This is a genomic window from Comamonas terrae, assembly GCF_001544075.1.
Taxonomy (GTDB): Bacteria; Pseudomonadota; Gammaproteobacteria; order Burkholderiales; family Burkholderiaceae_C; genus Comamonas; species Comamonas terrae.
Genome location: NZ_BCNT01000003.1, coordinates 568,498 through 586,865 on the forward strand (window position 1 = coordinate 568,498; position 18,368 = coordinate 586,865).

Consider the following 18,368-nt stretch of genomic DNA (forward strand, 5'->3'; position numbering starts at 1 on the left):
AAGGCAGGCATTGCGCTTGGCGGTGCCTGCCGCTCCGGAGACTTCCATGCCCGCATCCCCCACCTTCACCCGCCGCCGCAGCCTGCAGGCCATCGCAGCCGCCTCCATGGCCGCGCTGGGTGCCCTGGCCAGCCCCGCCCAGGCCCAGGGCAGCTTTCCGAACAAGCCCATCACCATCATCGTGCCGTTCTCGGCCGGCGGCACGACCGACATCCTGGCGCGCATCATGAGCCAGGGCCTGACGGCCGAGCTGGGCCAGCCCGTGGTGGTGGACAACAAGCCCGGCGCGGGCGGCAACATTGGCGCCGCGCTGGCCGCCAAGGCGCCGGCCGACGGCTACACCCTGTTCATGGGTACCGTCGGCACGCATGCCATCAACCAGGCGCTGTACAAGAAGCTGCCCTATGACCCGGTGCAGGACTTCGTGCCGCTCACGCGCGTTGCCACCGTGCCCAATCTGCTGGTCGCCCATCCCAGCCAGCCGTTCAAGACCGTCAAGGAGCTGATCGCCTATGCCAAGGCCCATCCCGGCAAGGTGACCTATGGCTCGCCCGGCGCCGGCGCATCGCCCCACGTCTCGGGGGAGCTGTTTCGCAGCATGACAGGCACCGACCTGCTGCATGTGCCCTACAAGGGCAGCGCGCCCGCCATGACCGACCTGCTGGGCAACCAGATCGCCATCATGTTCGACAACCTGCCCTCGGCCATCCAGCATGTGCGCTCGGGCAAGCTGCGCCCCATCGCCATCACCACGGCCAAGCGTTCGCCCGAGCTGCCCGATGTGCCAACGATTGCCGAGGCCGGCGTTCCCGGCTACGAGGCCACCTCCTGGTTCGGTCTGTGGGCGCCGGCCAAGACGCCGGCCGACGTGCAGGCCAGGCTGTATGCGGCCATCGTCAAGGTGCTCAAGGACCCTGCGGTGGTCAAGAAGATCACCGAGCAGGGCGGCGATGTCGTCATCGACACCCAGGCCGGCTTTGCGGCCTACATCAAGGCCGAATCGGCCAAATGGGGGAAGGTGGTCAAGGACTCCGGGGCGCAGATTTGACGCTCTGAACTGCTGCGCGTCGGCGACTGGGGCAGCACCAGTTCCTTTTCGCAGGAGTCGACACAGCCCAGCCCAGAGACACCGAGGAAGGGCCGCAGCGCACCGAGGTGTCGTCTCCCTCCCGCAAAGCGAGAGAGGGGGAAGGCGCGAAGCCACTCAGGGGGTGGTCATCTCAGTCCAGCAGATCGGAATAGTCGCCCCTGTCGTAGCCCTCGATGGACTTCCAGGGCTGGGCCAGCGGGCCCGGCAGGCGCGTGGCCGTGACCACGATGCGTTCGATGCCATGGGCATCGCCACGCTCCACGCGGCGCGCGAACTGGTTGGCGAGGTCCCAGTCAACCACCGTGGTCTGCTCGCCGGCCACGCTCTTGTAGCGCTGCACGCCGCCCTGGGGCTTGCCCACGCGCTCCATGCCCTGCAGCGCCGCGGGCGGCACGATCCAGTATGCGTTCTCGAACGAGCCGCCATAGCCCACGTTGCCGTGATGCGCCTCGTCCACCGAGATCACGCGGCGCAGCTTGGCCAGCACCACCTCCACCGAGACCTTGCCGTCCTCGGCGCGGCGCAGCGACAGCGGCGCGGCACGCGCCTCGTCATGCGCATGGCCGGCATGCGGACCGTGCGCATGCTCGTGGCCGTGGGCCTGGCTCTGGCGCAGCGCGGCCGGCAGTTCGCGCTCTATCCACAGCTGGCCCTTGCGGCGGTAGACCCTATTGCTATAAACGCTGCTGCGCTGCACGCCGTCGCTGCCCACGCTCATGGCCTCGTAGGTGATGCGCAGGTCGGCGTCCGGCGTGGCCTGCACTGCGGCCGTGGTGCGCGCCGCAGCGTCCGCGGCCTTGGAGGAGGTGGCGGCCGGGACAGCCGAGGCAGCCGCCGAGCCCGCGGGCTGCGCTGCGGCAGGCAAGCCTGCCATGGCGCTGGCGAGCCAGGCTACGGCGATCCAGCCAGCGGAGAGGGGACGGAGGGGGAATACCGAAGAAGTCATGGAGGGCAAGTCACGGGTGGCCAATCAAAGGCCTGGCAGATGCGAAAAAACCGGTGCCGGGCGCAAGCGCCACGGCTCCGGTTGCGAAGGAAGAAGAAAATTACAGGCCCGCGGCTTCCCTGACCTTGCTGAACACCTTGGTGTTGTCCATGGTGCCCTTGAAGATCCTGGCGCCCGCGCCGCCGGCGAACAGCATCACGTCGCCGCCGCCATGGGTTTCGGAGCCGGGCGTGCCCAGGTTGATGCCCACTTCCTGCAGGAAGTTGTCATCGGTGGTGTCCACAGCCGTCAGGTCGTCGCGCGAGGCGCCACGGGCCGGTGCGATCCAGGGCTTGTTGCCGTCCTCGGCATTGACCTGGCTGGATGCCGAGGCGTTGGGACGCCCGCCGTTGCCGAAGACCAGCGTGGTATAGGGCTTGCCGTCGCCGGCCTTGGCCATCCGGCCGCTCTGGTAGTCGGCCACCTTGCCCAGGATGGGATTGCCCAGCTTGGAGTAGCCGTTGAACACCATGTTGTGGTCGTGGTCGGCCGTGACCACGATCAGCGTGTTCTTCAGGCCCGGGTCCTTTTTCTCCATATAGGCCATGGCGGTCTCGATGGCCTTGTCGAAGGCCAGCGTGTCTTCGAGCGCGCGCTTGGCATTGGTGCCGTGCAGGGCGTGGTCGATGCGGCCGCCCTCGACCATCAGGAAAAAGCCCTTGCTGTTGCGGCTCACCACATCCAGCGCCTTGGTCGTCATGTCGGCCAGGCTGGGCTCGTCCTTGCCCTGCTTGACGCGGTCCAGCTCATAGGACATTTCGCTCTGCGTGAACAGGCCCAGCAGCTTGTCGACCTTGGTCGCGTCCAATGCGGCCAGCTTGCTGCCGGTATCCACATAGGCATAGCCCTTGGCCTGCATTTCCGCCACCAGATTGCGCGTATCGCTGCGCTTGCTGGACGGATTGACGGCCTTGGGCAGGTAGTTGCGCTGGCCACCGCCCATCAGCACGTCGACGCCCGCGGTCACGGACTGCTCGGCAATGGTGTTGTAGCCGTTGCGGTTGCAGATATGGGCATAGGTGGCGGCAGGCGTGGCATGGCCGACGCGCGTCGTGGAGACGGCGCCGACCGAACGGCCCTGGCCCTTGGCCAGCTCCAGCAGCGTCTGCGCAGGCTGGCCGTTGCCGGCCGGGCAGGTCGTGTCCTCGCCATTGATGTACTGCTTGCCGCTGCCGTCGACCGCCGAGGTATCGGACGACATGGAGATGACTTCGTTGTTCATCTTCACGCCGGTCATGTAGGCCGACATGGAAGGCGCGCTGTCCGTGGTCTGGCCGTCGTGCGAGAAGGTCTTGATGCGCGCGGCATAGGCCAGGGACTGCATCTGCAGCTTGGCGTATTCGCTGCTCTTGAGCGAGCCGGGCTGGGCCGCCAGCTGCTTTTCGCCCTTGTAGATGCGCGCTGCCGTGACGGTGACGGGGCCCATGCCGTCGCCCAGGAAGAAGATCACGTTCTTGGCCTCGCCGGCCGCATGGGCGGCCGGCGCCAGCACGGCCAGCGATGCAAAGGCCGCCAGTGCGAAAGTTGTCTTGCGGAAAATCGGGTGCATTTGGAATTCCTTGGATGCGGTCTTGACAAGGCGCGGCATCACAGGCCGATGCTCTTCTTGATGAGGCGGAACACGTCGGTGTTGTCGATCACGCCGGAGAAGTTCTCGGCCCCCAGGCCCTGGGCACCCAGGAACACGTCGGCACCGCCATGGGTCTCGGAAGCCAGGGGCACCACGGCCTCCTGCAGGTAATCGGGGCTCTCCAGCGAAGCGCTGTCGATGGGTCCGCGCACATCCTTGCGGCCGGGGCCGTTGCCGAAGCCGATGATGGTGTAGGGGTTGCCGTCCACATCCTTGGAAGGCTGGCCCGTCACATAGTCGTTGACCAGGCCCAGGATGCCGGGCTTGCCGGGTTCGGTCTTGCCGGTGATCTTGGCGTAGCCGTTGAGGTTCAGCGTATGGTCGTGGTCGGCGGTAACGACGATCAGCGTGTTCTTCAGGCCCGGATCGACCTTCTGCATCTTGTCCAGCGCCGTGCGGATGGCATTGTCGAAGGCCACGGTGTCCTGCAGCGCGCGGCGGGCATTGGTGGCGTGCAGCGCATGGTCGATGCGCCCGCCCTCCACCATCAGGAAAAAGCCCTTTTTCCTCGCGGCCAGCGCATCGATGGCCTTGCCGGTCATCTCGGCCAGGCTGGGTTCCTTGGACGCGTCGCGGTCCAGGTCATAGGACATGTGGTCCTTGGTGAACAGGCCGGCGATCTTGGTGCTGCCGTCCACGGGCAGCTTGTCGAATTCGGCCTTGTTCGCGGCAAAGCCGTATTTCTGCGCCTTGAATTCGGCGATCAGGTTGCGCTTGTCGTTGCGGCGGCCGCCGTCTTCCTTGGGCGTGAAATAGCTGGCGCCGCCGCCGAAGACCACGTCCACGCCGTCGCCGAGCTTGGCGTTGTAGCCGGAGCCGCCCGGCACCAGGGCCGCGGCAATGGTGTTCTCGGCGTCGCGGTGGCAGACGTGTGCATAGGTCGCGGCCGGCGTGGCATGCGTGATGCGCGCGGTGGAAACCACGCCCGTGCCGTAGCCGGCCGCCTTCATCTGCTCCAGCAGCGTGGGCACGGCTTCGCCGTTGGAAGACGGGCAGGTGCTGTCGTAGTTGACCTGGTAGGGCTTGCCGTCGGCATCCGTGGCCTTGGTGGCTGCCGTCATGGAGATGACTTCGTTGTTCATCTTCACGCCGGTCATGTAGGCGGCCATCGAAGGCGCGCTGTCGGTCACCTGGGCATCGTTGGAGAAGGTATGCACAAAGGCCGTCTCGGGCAGCTGGTCCATGGTCAGATCGCCGCTTTCGCCCACGCTGTAGATGCGTGCCGCAGTCATCGTGGTGATGCCCATGCCGTCGCCCAGGAAGAACAACACGTTCTTGCTGGCCACCGGCTGCGGCGCCGGGCCCGGTGCCGGACCGTCGCTGCCACCGCAGGCGCTGAGCAACAGCGACGCGCCGGCCAGTGCACTGCACAACAATTTCTGCTTCATGCGGACTCCCTCGTCAATCGAAGGCCAGCCGCATCCCATATGCAGTGCGCCTCCGTGAATGAATGGGCGCACTGTAGGGAAGCGACGTGTCAGCGCGATGACGATCCGATGACAGATCGCGGCGGCAACGCCATGAAAAAAGGCGCCCCGCGCTCCCCGCTTCGCGGGGGGCGCTGCCCCTTCGGGAGGGCGTTTTCATCTTGGGGCGGCGATGAAAAAAGCCCTGCCGCCATCGTTTGCAGCAGGGCTTTGCTATGCAATGCAGAGCATTTGGCGCAGGCTAAAAAAGAATCTCAATACTAAAAAATCATGAACCCATTGATTACCCTGCGCCAGCCGCTCATGTTTTTGCAGCTTCGGCAGGCAGCATGGCAAAGCGGCTGGCCTGCAGCGATTCGATGCCGAACTCCGCCAGCAACTGGCGCAGCCGCTCGGCCGCGCTGCGCTTTCTGTGGCCGGTGTAGCGGGCCACGATGAGCTCGTTCTTCATGCTGTGCTCCCAGCCCACCAGCTCCGTCACCGTGACCTGGTAGCCGCAGGCCTCCAGGTACAGGCAGCGCAGCACGTTGGTGATCTGGCTGCCCATCTCGCGCGTGTGGATGGGATGGCGCCACAGCTCGGCCAGCGGCGTGCGCGACAGGCTCAGCGCCTTGGTCTGGCGCAGGCAGGCCGCCACCTCGGCCTGGCAGCAAGGCACCAGCACCATGGCCTTCGCCTTTTTCTCGAGCCCGAAGGCAATGGCGTCGTCGGTCGCCGTGTCGCAGGCATGCAGGGCGGTGACCACGTCGAACTGCGCAGGCATGAAATCGGCGCGCGCGGATTCGGCCACCGACATGTTGAGGAACTCCATGCGGTCGAACCCCAGGCCGGCCGCCAGCTGCTGCGAGCTTTCCACCAGCGGCGCACGCGTTTCTATGCCGTAGATGCGGCCGCGCCCCAGGTCCTTGAAGAACAGGTCGTAGAGGATGAAGCCCAGATAGGATTTGCCCGCGCCATGGTCGGCCAGCGTGACGGCATGCCCGCCCTCCGAAAGCTCCTGCAGAATGGGCGCGATGAACTGGTAGAGGTGGTAGACCTGCTTGAGCTTGCGGCGCGAATCCTGGTTGAGCTTGCCGTCGCGCGTGAGGATGTGCAGCGCCTTGAGCAGCTCGATGCTCTGGCCGGGCTTGAGCTCCAGCTGCGCGGCAACGTCCTGGGCCGCCGGCTTGCCGGCCGGCCTCTTTTCCACCTTGGCCATCAGACGCCCTTCGCTGCGCCGTGGCCGGTGACGGGGCAGCGCGGGCCCACGTCCAGGTCCAGCCAGCCTTCGATGCCGATCTTCTCGAGCACCTCCATGTTGCGCTCGTAGATGGTCTCGGCCTCGGGGAAGGCTTCCACGGCCTTGTCGATGCTGTCCTCGCGCAGCAGGTGCAGCGTGGGATAGGGCGAACGGTTGGTGCAGTTGGTCACGTCGTCCACTTCCGTGCCTTCGAACTGGAACTGCGGATGAAAGGACGCCACCTGCAGAATGCCGCCCAGGTCCAGCTCCTCGACCATGGCATCGGCGATTTCGAGGAAATCGTTGAAGTCCAGGAAGTCCAGCAGCGCCTGCGGCAGGATCAGCAGCGTGGTGTCGCGCTTTTCGGGGTTGGCCTCGGCCAGGGCCTCCAGCTCGCGGTGCAGGTCCTCGGCCACGCCTTCGGCGTCGGTGGCCTCGCTGACCACATAGTGGATCTGGCCCTTGGTGTGCACGCCCTTGGCAAAGGGGCACAGGTTCAGGCCGATCACGGCTTTTTCCAGCCAGCGCACCGTATCTGCGATCACGACATCGGGCGGGAAATCCTGGTCGGCAGCGGCGGTAGTGGGTTCAGTCATGGCATGGCCTCCAAAATACAAACGGGGGCTAAGACCAGGTCTTATCCCCCAGAGGTTGCGCACTGGGCGGGAAAAGTCCGGCTCGGGTACACAGGGCGCCTATTCTAGCGATGCAGGCCGCCCGGCGCTCGCCCCGCGCCATATCCACGGACGGTCCGTTCAGGCATTGCCCAGCAGGCGCAGACCCGTGATGCGCTCGTGCTCGCGCGCCGCATAGCGGTCCGTCATGCCGGCGATGAAGTCGGCCACCACGCGCGCCCGGGCGCTCAGGCCGTCGGCCTGCAGCGCGCGCTGCACAAAGCGCGGCTTCATGCACTCCGGCTCGACCATGTAGGCCGCGAACAGCTCGCTCACCACCTGCTGCGCCAGGTCCATGGTCTGCATGACCTGGGGGTGGCGGTAGAGATGGCGGAACAGGAACTGCTTGAGCTGCTGGGAGCCGGCCCTCATTTCCTCGCTGAAGCCGATGAGCACCCGCCCGCAGCCGCGCACATCGGCCACGCTCCGCACGGCCGCGGCAGCCAGTTGCGCGCGCGAGGTGTCGATCACGTCGTAGACCTGGTCGCTGAGCATGCGGCGTATGCTTTCATAGAGCAGGCGCCGGTCGGCGTGCGGCTGCATCAGTCCGGGATAATCCGCCAGGGTGGCATCGTGGTAGCGTGCAAACAGGGGCACGGCCTCGCAGAGCTGGCCCATGGTGATCAGGCCCGAACGCACGCCGTCGTCCACGTCATGGGCGTTGTAGGCGATCGCATCGGCCAGGTTGCACAGCTGGGCTTCCAGCGAGGGCTGGGTGCCGTCGAGAAAGCGCCGGGCCACGCCCTCGGGCTCGCGCGCCTCGATCAGACGCGCGTTGGCCGGGGAGCAATGCTTGAGAATGCCCTCGCGGGTCTCGAACGTGAGATTCAGCCCGTCGAACTGCGGATAGCGCTCCTCCAGCCGGTCGACCACGCGCAGGCTCTGCAGGTTGTGCTCGAAGCCGCCGTGCGGCTTCATGCATTCGTTGAGCGCATCCTGTCCCGCATGGCCGAACGGCGTGTGGCCCAGGTCGTGGGCCAGGCAGATGGCCTCCACCAGATCCTCCTCCAGTCCGAGCGAGCGCGCGATGGAGCGCCCCAGTTGCGCCACTTCCAGCGAGTGCGTGAGCCGCGTGCGGAACAGGTCGCCCTCATGGTTCACGAACACCTGGGTCTTGTAGACCAGGCGCCGGAACGCCGAGGAATGCACGATGCGGTCGCGGTCCCTCTGGAAATCGCTGCGCGTGGGCGCCGCCGCTTCGGGAAACCTGCGCCCCCGGCTCTGTGCCGGAACGCAGGCGTAGGAGGCCAGAGTCTGCATTCAGTCCCCTCGACAAATCGATGGAACGACTCTAACAGCTCAATCCGGCATCAGGCGCAGCAGGCGTCGATGACTTCGCGCACCAGCGCATCGGGGGCCGCTCGCACCACGGCCTTGCCGGGGCCGTCGATCAGCACGAAGCGGATCTCACCGGCCTCGGACTTCTTGTCCACGCGCATCAGCTCCAGATAGCGGCCGGCATTGTCATTTGCATCGATCACGGCGCCGCGCACGGGCAGGCCGGCACGTTCGATCAGCATGCGCAGGCGGGCGGCAAAGGCTTCATCGACCAGGCCCAGGCGCCTGGACAGCTCCGCCGCCATCACCATGCCCGCGGCCACGCCTTCGCCGTGCAGCCAGTGGCCGTAGCCCATGCCGGCCTCCATGGCATGGCCGAAGGTATGGCCGAAATTGAGCACGGCGCGCAGGCCCGCCTCCTTTTCATCCTGGCCCACCACCCATGCCTTGATTTCCACGCTGCGCTTGACGGCATGGGCCAGGGCCGCCCGGTCGCGCCGGCGCAGCGCATCGACGTTCTGCTCCAGCCAGGAGAAGAATTGCATGTCGGCAATCGGTCCGTACTTGATGACCTCGGCCAGGCCCGCGCTGAGCTCGCGCGCGGGCAGCGTATCCAGCGTCGCCAGATCGCACACCACCAGCTGGGGCTGGTAGAAGGCGCCGATCATGTTCTTGCCCAGCGGGTGGTTGATGGCTGTCTTGCCGCCCACCGAAGAGTCCACCTGGGACAGCAAGGTGGTCGGCACCTGGACAAAGGGCACGCCGCGCATGTAGCTGGCCGCGGCAAAGCCCGTCATGTCGCCGATCACGCCGCCGCCCAGCGCAAACAGCACGGTCTTGCGGTCGCAGCCATGGGCCAGCAGTCCGTCGAAGATCAGGTTCAGCGTCTGCCAGTCCTTGTGCGCCTCGCCGTCGGGCAGGACGACCGCATGGACCTGCGCATACCGCAAGCTCAGCGTCCTGCGCAGCTTTTCCAGGTACAGGGGAGCCACCACGTCATTGGTCACGATCAGGGCCGCCGCGGCCTTGGGCAGGTGCTGCCAGGTCGCGCCCTGTTCCAGCAGGTCCTGCGCTATCAAGATGGGGTAGCTGCGCTCACCCAGGTCAATCCGTACCGTTTCCATCACGTCATCCTTATCTACCGTTCATTCAAGGCGCTGCGCACCGACTGGCACCGCCCAAACCAGGGACACCTCGCGGCGAGGACGTCGTCCCGTTATACGTCGCCCCTCAGAGAAGCCGCGCAGCGGCTCAGGGGGGAGTGAGTTCCACCTGCATGGCGACCCTCTGCGCCACCTGGGTGGCAGACAGGCCGTTGCCTGCCACCACGAAGTCGGCCACCTCCCGGTACAAGGGGTCGCGCTGGACATGCAGGTCCAGCAGGCGCTGCAGCGGATTGCCCACCTGCAGCAAGGGCCGTTGCGTGTCGCGCTGCAGCCGCCGCGCGATCTCGTGCGGAGAGGCGCTCAGGTAGACCACCGTGGAATGGGCGCGCAACCGCTCCCGGTTGGCAGGCTTGAGCACCGCGCCGCCGCCTGTCGCCACCACCGTCTTCTCGGGCCGCGCCAGCAGGCGGGCCAGCACTTCCGCTTCCACTTCGCGAAAGCGTTCCTCGCCCTCGGTGGCAAAGAAATCGCGAATGGCGCAGCCGATCTGTTCCTCGATGGCGACGTCCACGTCGACATAGCCCATCGACCAGCGCCTTGCCAGATAACGCCCGATCGTGGTCTTGCCCGAACCCGGAAGCCCCACCAGGGAAATATGTTTCTCAAACACCTGTGTCATCGCCCAAACCTTGCAGCTGCCGCCCGTCTCGCCAAAGAACGCCAATCTTCTCACGTTGCAGATGCAAAAAGGGTCTGCATGAAGTTCATGCAGACCCTACCGCCATGAAAGAAACGATGTCAGTTGTTGGCCGTACGCAGCTGGTTGAGCATTTTCGGCGTGATGAACACCAGCATTTCGCGCTTGGTGGACGCCTTGGTGTTGTTCTTGAACAGATGGCCCAGCACGGGAATGTCGCCCAGCATGGGCACCTTGTTGACCTGGTTGGTTTCTTCCATCTCGAAGATGCCGCCGATCACCACGGTGCCGCCGTTCTCGACCAGCACCTGGGTCTTGATGTGCTTGGTATCGATGGCCACACCCTGGGTCGTGGTCTCGCCCCGGCTGTCCTTGTTCACGTCCAGGTCGAGAATGATGTCGCCCTCGGGCGTGATCTGCGGCGTCACTTCAAGCTTGAGCACGGCCTTCTTGAAGGAGATCGTGGTGGCACCGTTGGGAGCCGTCACCGAATAGGGGTACTCCGTACCCTGTTCGATCAGGGCCTTGTTCTGGTCGGCCGTGACCAGGCGCGGGTTGGAGATGATCTTGCCATCGCCATCCGCTTCCATGGCAGACAGCTCCAGCGAAAGAAAGCGCGTCATCGAGCTGTTGAACACGCTGAAAGCCACCTGCCCCACCGAGTTCACACCGGAGACGCTGGCCGGCAGGTTGACGAAGTTCTTGGAGAAATCGGTCGTCAGCTTGCCCGAGGTATCGGTGGAAATCGAGGATGCGCCCTGGTTGGCAATGCCGGTGGAAAGCGCACGGTTGCTGCCCAATGCGCCTCCGCCGAACTTCACGCCCAGGGAGCGGCCAAAGGTATCGCGGGCTTCCACGATGCGCGCCTCGATCATCACCTGGCGCACCGGCACATCCAGCGTCGCCAGCAAGGCTTTCAGCTCCTCCAGCTTGGTGCCCGTATCGGTGACGAACAGCTGGTTCGTGCGGGGTTCGGCAATGGCCGACCCGCGCTGGGAGAGAAAGCGAGCACTCTGCCCTGCCGTACCGCTCCCGCCGCCGCTCGAAGTGGTGAGCTGCTGCAGGATATCGGCGGCCTTGGCATAGTTCAGCTGGAAACCCTGGGTGCGCAAAGGCTCCAGCTTCTGGATTTCCATCGCCGCTTCATAGTCGCGCTTGGTGCGGGCATCGATTTCATCCTTGGGCGCAATCCACAGCACGGAGCCCGACTTGCGCATTCCCAGGCCCTTGGCATCCATGATGATCTGCAGCGCCTGGTCCCAGGGCACATCCTTGAGCCGCAGCGTCAACGCCCCCGTGACCGTGTCGGAAGTGACGATATTGAAGTTGGTGAAATCCGCAATCACCTGCAGCAGGGCGCGGACCTCGATATTCTGGAAATTCAGCGAAAGCTTTTCGCCGCTGTATCCGGGCCCCTGGGTCAGCTTGCTGGTGTCCACCTTCTTCTGGCGGATCTCGAGCACGAACTGGTTGTCGCTCTGGTAGGCGCTGTGTTCCCAGTCCCCGACGGCATCCACGCGCATGCGCACACGGTCGCCCTGCTGGGTCGTCGAAATGGCCTGTACCGGCGTGCCGAAATCGGCCACATCCAGCTTTCGGCGCAGGTTCTCCGGGAGGGAGCTGCGCAGGAAGTCCACGACCAGTCCCTTGCCCTCCTGGCGCAGATCGACGCCCACTTGGCTGTTGCTCAGTCCGATGACGACTCGGCCCGAACCGTCGCTGCCGCGGCGGAAGTCCACGTCACGGATCGGAGCCACATCGCTGGATGCGGATTTGCTTTCAAAGATCTTGGATGCCGCCGCATTGCCGGATGGAGCCGCCGCGGTGGCTGGATCCAGCAGTATCAGCAGGGCCTTGCCCTGCCGCTCGGTCCGGTAGGTGGCTGCAGTTTTGAGGTTCAGGACAATGCGCGAGCGCCCCGAGGCTTCCACGATATTCGCGGAACGCAGATTGCCGTGGTTGAAGTCGACCACGGATTTGCCGGTGCCGTTCGTGACACCGGGAAAATCCAGTGCGATGCGGGCCGGCGACTGGACGACAAATCCCGTGGGGTCTGCAGCCAGAGGCTCGGAAAAATCGACACGAATGACCTCGGTTCCCGATTGCAGGGAGCCCGACACCGATTCAATGCGGGCCTGCGCCCAGGCCAGCGAACTCAGCAACAAGCCGCCGAGGGCCAGGCCCCAGCGGGCCCTGGCAAGAATGCCATGGTTTGCACCCATCATTTCTTTCCCTCCTGCAACTCCAAAGTACTTGTTCTTTCAATCCAGTCCCCCCCGCCGTCCTGCACGATTTCCCTCAGCTGGACGGAGTTTTCGGAGATCCGGACGATTTTTCCGTAGTTCTGCCCCAGGTAATTGCCCGTGCGGACCTGGTACAGCAGATTTCCCACCTTGATCAGGGCCGTGGGGACGCCTTTCTTGTCCAGGCTGCCCACCATCGTCATCGCATCCAGCGGCTCCGCCTCCAGAGGCTCCTTGCGGCGGTTGAGCTCCGGCGCGATCAGGCTGGTGTTGGCGCTGGACTGCGCCGATTCGCGCCTGAGCACCTGCAGCAGCTTGAGCGGATTGAACGGATCCATGCCTGCGCCTTCGGTATAGGCCTGGGGCTTGAAGGGCTTGGGCTCCTCCAGCGGCGTGACCCGGGGCTTGGCATTGGCCCGTTCCTGCGCCATCCAGGAGCGCAGCTCATCCTCTTCCGAGGAAAGGCAGCCTGCCAGCAGCAGGCAGCCCGCCATTGCCGTCACCCACGCAAAAGGCAATCGCTTCATTTCTTGCCCTTTCCGGCTGCCGCCGCACGCTGCGCCTGTATTTCATCCGCATCCAGGTAGCGGAATGTGCGGGCAGTGGCATCCATGGTCAGGATGTCGCCGTCCTTGGCGCTGGGCACGATGGACACATTGTTCAAGGTCACGATCCGGGAGAGGAACGCCACATCGGACGCGAAGGCGCCGATATCGTGGTAGCGGCCCGTCACCTTCAAGGCGATCGGCAGCTCGGCGTAATACTCCTTGGTCACCATCGAGCCCGGGCGGAATACCTCGAACTGCAGGCTGCGACCCAGGCCGGCCTGATTGATATCGGACAGCAGCGCGGCCATCTCGGCCTTGCTGGGCAGCTGCTTTTCCAGCTGAGTCACATACTGCTCCACCTGCTCGCGCTGCTTTTTCAGGGCGTCCAGGCTCACCGCCTTGGTCAGCTTGGTCTGGAAATCCTGGCGCAGGCTCACCTCGGTGTTCTGCTCCTGTTCCAGCTCTTCCTGATAGTCCTTGAGCAGCGCAAACCACAGCAGCGCCGCCACGGCGACCGCCACGGCGATATAGAGCAGCGACTTGGGCAGCGCAGGCCAGACCGACGGATCATTCGGATCGAGGTTCCTGAACTGGCGCTGCATCTTTTCCTGCAGCGCAGAGAAATCAAGGTTCAATGACTTCTTCTTGGCCATCATTTCGCCTTCACGGAAGAGTTGGCCGCTGCCAGGTTTTTCTCTGCATCGCTGGCGCGCGTCAGATTGACGCGCAAGGTGAATGCCGCCGCCCTGCGCTTTTCCTTGGCCGTCACGTCCACGGTCTTGGCCACGATTTCCTGAAGCTCCGGCTTGGAGAACCAGGGCGTTCCTTCGGACAGATTGCGCAGCACTTCCGAAATCCGCTCGTTGGACTGGGCCGTGCCCTGCATGGTGACCACCAGCCCCTCCTGCTTGATGCTGGTGATGTAGACGCCGTCGGGCAGCTGCTTGACCAGTTCGTTGAGCATGTGGACCGGCAGATTGCGGTCCGACTGCAGGTCCTCCACGGCCTTCTGCCTGGCCCGCAGCGCAGCAATTTCCCCTTCCAGGCCGGCAATCTCCTTGATCTGCGCTTCCAGCACCTTGATCTCGGAGCGCAGCACCTCGTTGCGGGCCTGCTGGTTTTCGATCATGGTCTGGAAATACCAGTAGACCAGCGCTGCAATCAGCAGGCCGGCCAGCGCGGACAGGAACAGGTTGATGTGAAAAGCTTCCTTGCGGCGCTTTTTCGCAGCCTCCCGGTGAGGCAATAGATTGATCAGGATCACGCCACGAACCTCCGCATCGCCAGGCCGCAGGAGGTGAGATAGGACGGCGCTTCGCGCGCCATCTTCTTCAGGCGCACGCCGCTGCCGATCTCCATGCCGTCAAAAGGATTGACCAGGCTGCAGGCAAATCCAGACTGCTGGCTCACCGCTTCGACAAGTCCCGGCAGGGAGGCCGAGCCTCCCGCCATCAGAATGTGATCGACACGGTTGTATGGCGTGCTCGTGAAGAAGAACTGCAATGCGCGCGCCACTTCCTGCGTCAGGCTCTGCACGAAAGGCTTGAGTACGGCGGAAGGGTAGTCGTCCGGCAGGTCGCCGCTGCGTTTCTTGGCTTCGGCCTCCTCGGAGGAAAAGCCGTATTGCCGAGCAATCAGCTGCGTCAGCTGGGCGCCGCCGAACGCCTGGTCGCGGTCGTACAGCACCTCGTCATTGCGCATCACCTGCATGCTGGTGGTCATGGCGCCGACTTCGAACAGCGCCACCACCGCATCCCGACCTTCCCCGGGCAGGCGCCGGATCAGGCGCGACGCGGCCATGCGCGATGCATGGGGCTCGATATCGATCACCACGGGCTTGAGCCCCGCGGCTTCCGCCAGGCCCTGGCGATCCTGCACCTTTTCCCGGCGCGAAGCCGCGATCAGCACATCCACATCGCCGGGCGAACTGGTGGAAGGGCCGATGACACAGAAATCCAGGCTGACCTCGTCCAGCGAGAACGGAATGTACTGGTTGGCCTCCGATTCCACCTGGACTTCCAGCTCCTGCTCGGTCATTCCAGAGGGAAGCGCGATCTTCTTGGTGATCACGGCCGACGCAGGCAGCGCCATGGCCACATTCTTGGTTCGCGTGCCGCTTTTCTTGACCACCCGGCGCACGGCTTCGGCCACTTCGTCGAATTTCTCGATATTGCCATCGGTGATCCAGCCTTTTTCCAAAGGCTCGATGGCGCAGCGCTCCAGCTGCACCTCACCGGATTTGTTCTTGGCCAGCTCCACCAGCTTCACGCTGGAGGAACTGATGTCGATGCCAAGCAGCGGGGCCGGCTGGCGACTGAACAAAGAGCTCACATCCATAGAGATGCTCCCCCCTCTTTTTACTTGTAAATATAGAAACAAAACCTCACACTAGGGCAGCATGCTATCAGCAAGCCATAGGCGTCAATGCATTGAATAAAGGGCGTTTTTACGGTTCCGTGGTCAAAAAAAGACAGTCTTGCGCCCTGTCAAATGCAACAACTGAAATGTCACTTTTGCATGCATTGCATAGGGTTCGGCCTAGGATGGCCAGCTTTCCCGTAGATGCCGGAGCTGCCAGTCAACCCAGCGCACGCATCGAAAAGGGCGCATTTCTATAATGCGACACCCCTTGTACAGACTGCGAAATGCCGCCATCAGACAACTCCGCTCCCCAGGCCTCCAGGCCTCAGCCCACCTCCAAGAAGCGTATGCACTGGTTTCCCCGCGCCATCCTCTGGCTGGCCGGCATTGCCGTTGCCGCAGCCCTGGCCCTGGTGCTCACGGTGGCTGTCGCCCTGGCCATGGCCTATCCCAATCTGCCCGATGTGTCCGAACTCGCAGACTACCGGCCCAAGCTGCCGCTGCGCATCTACTCGAGCGAAGGCGCGCTGCTGGGCGAATTCGGGGAAGAGCGCCGCACGCTGACACCGATCCAGGACATTCCCAAGGTCATGACCAACGCGGTGCTGGCCATCGAGGACACCCGCTTCTTCGAGCATGGCGGCGTGGACTACAAGGGCATGCTGCGTGCGGCCATTGCCAACCTGGGCCGGGTCAAGAGCCAGGGAGCCTCGACCATCACCATGCAGGTGGCGCGCAATGTGTACCTGTCTTCCGAAAAGACCTTCACGCGCAAGATCTACGAGATTCTGCTGACGTTCAAGCTCGAGCACCTGCTGACCAAGAACCAGATCCTCGAGATCTACATGAACCAGATCTACCTGGGCAACCGCGCCTATGGCTTTGCCGCGGCCTGCGAAGCCTACTTCGGCCACCCGCTCAAGGACATCACGGTGGCCGAGGCCGCCATGCTGGCCGGCCTGCCCAAGGCCCCTTCGGCCTACAACCCGATCAGCAATCCCAAGCGCGCGCGCGTGCGCCAGCTCTACATCATCGACCGCATGGAGGAAAACGGCTTCATCACGGCCGAGCAGGCCAGGCAGGCGCGTGAAGAGCCGCTCAAGATCCGCACCGCCAGCAACAGCACCCGCGTGCATGCCGAATACGTGGCCGAAATGGCGCGCCAGTTGATCTTTGCCCAGTACGGCAACGAAGCCTATACGCGCGGCCTGAACGTCTACACCACGCTCAATGCCGGCGAACAGGAAGCCGCCTACAACGCGCTGCGCAGCGGCATCATGAATTACGAGCGCCGCCAGAAGTACCGCGGCCCGGAAAAGTTCATCGCCCTGCCCACCAACCCGCAGGAACTCGAAGACGCCATCGACGATGCGCTGGCCAACCACCCCGACAACGGGGACGTGATCGCGGCCGTGGTGCTCGATGCCTCGCCCCGCAGGATCATCGCCGCGCGCGCCGACGGCGAACATTTCGAGATCACGGGCGAAGGCCTCAAGCCGGCCGAGTCGGGCCTGAGCCCCAAGGCCCCGCCCAACATCAAGATCCGCCCCGGCGCCATCATCCGTGCGGTCAAGACGCCCAAGGGCACATGGGAGATCACCCAGCTGCCCGAGGTGGAAGGCGCCTTCGTCGCAATGGTGCCGCAGACCGGTGCCATCCGTGCGCTGGTCGGCGGCTTCGACTTCGAAAAGAACAAGTTCAACCACGTCACCCAGGCCTGGCGCCAGCCGGGCTCCAGCTTCAAGCCGTTCATCTACTCGGCAGCGCTGGAAAAGGGCTTCTCGCCGGCCACCATGATCAACGACGCGCCAATCTTCTTCGGCTCGTCGGTCACAGGGGGCCAGCCCTGGGAGCCCAAGAACTACGACGGCCGCTATGACGGCCCCATGACCATGCGCACGGGCCTGAACAAGTCCAAGAACATGATCTCCATCCGCCTGCTGCAGGCCGTCGGGCCCAAGCAGGGACAGGAATGGGCCACGCGCTTCGGCTTCGAGGCCTCCAAGCAGCCGGCCTATCTGACCATGGCCCTGGGCGCCGGCTCCGTGACGCCCTTGCAGATGGCCGCCGGCTACTCGGTATTCGCCAATGGCGGCCACCGCGTCAACCCCTGGCTCATCGCCAAGGTCGTGGACCACAAGGGGCGCATTCTTTCCGAGTTCACGCCCCCGCCGGTCAATGACCTGCCCCAGGCCATCCCGGCGCGCAACGCCTTCGTCATGGACACGCTGCTCAACGACGTGGCCCGCGTGGGCACCGCGGCGCGCGCCCAGGCCACGCTCAAGCGTCCCGACCTCTACGGCAAGACGGGCACGACCAATGACTCCGTGGATGCCTGGTTTGCCGGCTTCCAGCCCACGCTGGCGGCCGTATCCTGGATCGGCTACGACACGCCGCGCAACCTGGGCTCGCGCGAAACCGGCGGCGGCCTGAGCCTGCCGATCTGGATCAGCTTCATGCAGCATGCGCTCAAGGGCGTGCCGGTGGCCGAGATGCCCGTTCCGCCCGGCGTGGTCAGCATGGGCGGCGATTGGTACTACGAGGAAAATGCCCGCAACGGCGGCGTCACCAGCCTGGGCATGGAAGGCAGCGACACCAATGCGGCCGCCGGAGCCACTCCGCCGCCGCCGGCCGAGGAACGCAGCCGCATCCTGGACCTGTTCCGCAACTGATCACGGACAGCCAGATGCAAGAAAGCCTGCTCCCTGCGAGCAGGCTTTTTCATTTTCCGGCCAGACTCCCACGCCGCCCACGGCTGCGGCAGCGGAGTCAGAGCGCCTTGAATTCGAGCTTCAGGCCGGATTGCTCCGTGGCATAGCTGCTCAGGTTGGCAAAGAACTCGCCGGCGCCCTTGGTGTCCACCCAGGCATTCTGCGCGGCATCGAAACGGTAATGGAAGCCGCCGGCCCGGGCCGCCAGCCAGATCTCGTGCAAAGGCTTTTGCTGATTGATCACAATCTGGCTGCGGTTGCCAAACACCAGGGTCACCATGCCGCCCACGCGCTGGGCATCGATGTCGGCATCGGTTTCGTCGTTGATGCGGTCGCAGCATTGCTCCACAGCCAAAAGCAGCTGCTCCGCGCGGTCCAGGTATTCAAGGTCAGTCATTA

Annotated in this window: 16 protein-coding genes; 2 read left to right on the forward strand and 14 right to left on the reverse strand. The window is 64.4% G+C overall.

Going from position 1 to position 18,368, the window contains the following annotated elements; translation table 11 throughout:
• Positions 1 to 46 precede the first annotated feature (46 nt).
• Entirely contained in the window at positions 47 to 1,048 is a 1,002-nt protein-coding gene (locus tag Cte04_RS05965; RefSeq protein ID WP_066473597.1) for a Bug family tripartite tricarboxylate transporter substrate binding protein, read from the forward strand.
• Between the two features lie 172 nt (positions 1,049 to 1,220).
• On the opposite strand, the gene Cte04_RS05970 is transcribed toward Cte04_RS05965, so the two are convergent.
• The 13 genes from Cte04_RS05970 to Cte04_RS06030 all read right to left on the reverse strand — a co-directional run bounded on the left by Cte04_RS05970 (position 1,221) and on the right by Cte04_RS06030 (position 15,234).
• Complete coding sequence (locus Cte04_RS05970; RefSeq protein ID WP_083526520.1) at positions 1,221 to 2,036, reverse strand: hypothetical protein; 816 nt, start codon at positions 2,034 to 2,036, stop codon at positions 1,221 to 1,223.
• Positions 2,037 to 2,136: 100 nt separating this feature from the next.
• The gene (locus Cte04_RS05975) at positions 2,137 to 3,624 is read right to left on the reverse strand and encodes an alkaline phosphatase (protein WP_066474048.1); all 1,488 of its coding nucleotides are present in this window, start codon (positions 3,622 to 3,624) and stop codon (positions 2,137 to 2,139) included.
• 38 nt (positions 3,625 to 3,662) lie between these two features.
• Positions 3,663 to 5,093: an alkaline phosphatase gene (locus tag Cte04_RS05980; protein WP_066473603.1), complete on the reverse strand. Its 1,431-nt coding sequence runs from the start codon at positions 5,091 to 5,093 to the stop codon at positions 3,663 to 3,665.
• A 340-nt stretch (positions 5,094 to 5,433) separates the two neighbouring features.
• Positions 5,434 to 6,330 carry a class I SAM-dependent methyltransferase gene (locus Cte04_RS05985; RefSeq protein ID WP_066473605.1) on the reverse strand — a complete coding sequence of 299 codons (897 nt, stop codon included), beginning with the start codon at positions 6,328 to 6,330 and terminating at the stop codon, positions 5,434 to 5,436.
• Positions 6,330 to 6,947, reverse strand: coding sequence for a DUF1415 domain-containing protein (locus Cte04_RS05990; protein ID WP_066473607.1), 618 nt, complete (start codon positions 6,945 to 6,947; stop codon positions 6,330 to 6,332). The genes Cte04_RS05985 and Cte04_RS05990 overlap by 1 nt, the downstream gene beginning before the upstream one ends.
• Positions 6,948 to 7,106: 159 nt before the next feature.
• Positions 7,107 to 8,285: a deoxyguanosinetriphosphate triphosphohydrolase gene (locus tag Cte04_RS05995; RefSeq protein ID WP_066473610.1), complete on the reverse strand. Its 1,179-nt coding sequence runs from the start codon at positions 8,283 to 8,285 to the stop codon at positions 7,107 to 7,109.
• 50 nt (positions 8,286 to 8,335) lie between these two features.
• The gene (gene aroB, locus Cte04_RS06000) at positions 8,336 to 9,427 is read right to left on the reverse strand and encodes a 3-dehydroquinate synthase (protein WP_066473613.1); all 1,092 of its coding nucleotides are present in this window, start codon (positions 9,425 to 9,427) and stop codon (positions 8,336 to 8,338) included.
• Between the two features lie 127 nt (positions 9,428 to 9,554).
• On the reverse strand, positions 9,555 to 10,088 hold the full coding sequence (locus Cte04_RS06005; protein WP_066474053.1) for a shikimate kinase: 534 nt from the start codon (positions 10,086 to 10,088) through the stop codon (positions 9,555 to 9,557).
• 119 nt (positions 10,089 to 10,207) lie between these two features.
• Positions 10,208 to 12,331 carry a type IV pilus secretin PilQ gene (locus tag Cte04_RS06010; protein WP_066473615.1) on the reverse strand — a complete coding sequence of 708 codons (2,124 nt, stop codon included), beginning with the start codon at positions 12,329 to 12,331 and terminating at the stop codon, positions 10,208 to 10,210.
• Entirely contained in the window at positions 12,328 to 12,876 is a 549-nt protein-coding gene (locus Cte04_RS06015; protein ID WP_066473617.1) for a pilus assembly protein PilP, read from the reverse strand. Before Cte04_RS06015 ends, Cte04_RS06010 begins: the two co-directional genes overlap by 4 nt.
• Complete coding sequence (locus tag Cte04_RS06020; RefSeq protein ID WP_066474057.1) at positions 12,873 to 13,550, reverse strand: type IV pilus inner membrane component PilO; 678 nt, start codon at positions 13,548 to 13,550, stop codon at positions 12,873 to 12,875. Before Cte04_RS06020 ends, Cte04_RS06015 begins: the two co-directional genes overlap by 4 nt.
• Entirely contained in the window at positions 13,550 to 14,161 is a 612-nt protein-coding gene (locus tag Cte04_RS06025; RefSeq protein ID WP_066473622.1) for a PilN domain-containing protein, read from the reverse strand. Before Cte04_RS06025 ends, Cte04_RS06020 begins: the two co-directional genes overlap by 1 nt.
• The gene (locus tag Cte04_RS06030) at positions 14,158 to 15,234 is read right to left on the reverse strand and encodes a pilus assembly protein PilM (protein ID WP_066473625.1); all 1,077 of its coding nucleotides are present in this window, start codon (positions 15,232 to 15,234) and stop codon (positions 14,158 to 14,160) included. Before Cte04_RS06030 ends, Cte04_RS06025 begins: the two co-directional genes overlap by 4 nt.
• A 371-nt stretch (positions 15,235 to 15,605) precedes the next feature.
• Between Cte04_RS06030 and Cte04_RS06035 the strand changes: the two genes are divergently transcribed.
• Positions 15,606 to 17,930 (forward strand): penicillin-binding protein 1A, encoded by a 2,325-nt coding sequence (locus Cte04_RS06035; RefSeq protein ID WP_066473627.1) that lies wholly within the window; start codon positions 15,606 to 15,608, stop codon positions 17,928 to 17,930.
• A 97-nt stretch (positions 17,931 to 18,027) separates the two neighbouring features.
• Here Cte04_RS06035 and cyaY read toward each other — a convergent pair whose 3' ends face one another.
• Positions 18,028 to 18,366, reverse strand: a complete 339-nt coding sequence (gene cyaY, locus Cte04_RS06040; RefSeq protein ID WP_066473629.1) for an iron donor protein CyaY — start codon at positions 18,364 to 18,366, stop codon at positions 18,028 to 18,030.
• Between the last annotated feature and the right edge of the window lie 2 nt (positions 18,367 to 18,368).

What these genes read in the sequence shown, in the direction of transcription:
- Cte04_RS05965 (WP_066473597.1), top strand. Translation starts at nt 47, where the DNA reads ATGCCCGCATCCCCCACCTTCACCCGCCGCCGCAGCCTGCAGGCCATC.
- Cte04_RS06030 (WP_066473625.1), bottom strand. Translation starts at nt 15,234, where the DNA reads ATGGATGTGAGCTCTTTGTTCAGTCGCCAGCCGGCCCCGCTGCTTGGC.
- aroB (WP_066473613.1), bottom strand. Translation starts at nt 9,427, where the DNA reads ATGGAAACGGTACGGATTGACCTGGGTGAGCGCAGCTACCCCATCTTG.
- Cte04_RS05970 (WP_083526520.1), bottom strand. Translation starts at nt 2,036, where the DNA reads ATGACTTCTTCGGTATTCCCCCTCCGTCCCCTCTCCGCTGGCTGGATC.
- Cte04_RS06035 (WP_066473627.1), top strand. Translation starts at nt 15,606, where the DNA reads ATGCACTGGTTTCCCCGCGCCATCCTCTGGCTGGCCGGCATTGCCGTT.
- Cte04_RS06005 (WP_066474053.1), bottom strand. Translation starts at nt 10,088, where the DNA reads ATGACACAGGTGTTTGAGAAACATATTTCCCTGGTGGGGCTTCCGGGT.
- Cte04_RS06010 (WP_066473615.1), bottom strand. Translation starts at nt 12,331, where the DNA reads ATGATGGGTGCAAACCATGGCATTCTTGCCAGGGCCCGCTGGGGCCTG.
- Cte04_RS06015 (WP_066473617.1), bottom strand. Translation starts at nt 12,876, where the DNA reads ATGAAGCGATTGCCTTTTGCGTGGGTGACGGCAATGGCGGGCTGCCTG.
- Cte04_RS05975 (WP_066474048.1), bottom strand. Translation starts at nt 3,624, where the DNA reads ATGCACCCGATTTTCCGCAAGACAACTTTCGCACTGGCGGCCTTTGCA.
- Cte04_RS05990 (WP_066473607.1), bottom strand. Translation starts at nt 6,947, where the DNA reads ATGACTGAACCCACTACCGCCGCTGCCGACCAGGATTTCCCGCCCGAT.
- Cte04_RS05985 (WP_066473605.1), bottom strand. Translation starts at nt 6,330, where the DNA reads ATGGCCAAGGTGGAAAAGAGGCCGGCCGGCAAGCCGGCGGCCCAGGAC.
- cyaY (WP_066473629.1), bottom strand. Translation starts at nt 18,366, where the DNA reads ATGACTGACCTTGAATACCTGGACCGCGCGGAGCAGCTGCTTTTGGCT.
- Cte04_RS06020 (WP_066474057.1), bottom strand. Translation starts at nt 13,550, where the DNA reads ATGGCCAAGAAGAAGTCATTGAACCTTGATTTCTCTGCGCTGCAGGAA.
- Cte04_RS05980 (WP_066473603.1), bottom strand. Translation starts at nt 5,093, where the DNA reads ATGAAGCAGAAATTGTTGTGCAGTGCACTGGCCGGCGCGTCGCTGTTG.
- Cte04_RS05995 (WP_066473610.1), bottom strand. Translation starts at nt 8,285, where the DNA reads ATGCAGACTCTGGCCTCCTACGCCTGCGTTCCGGCACAGAGCCGGGGG.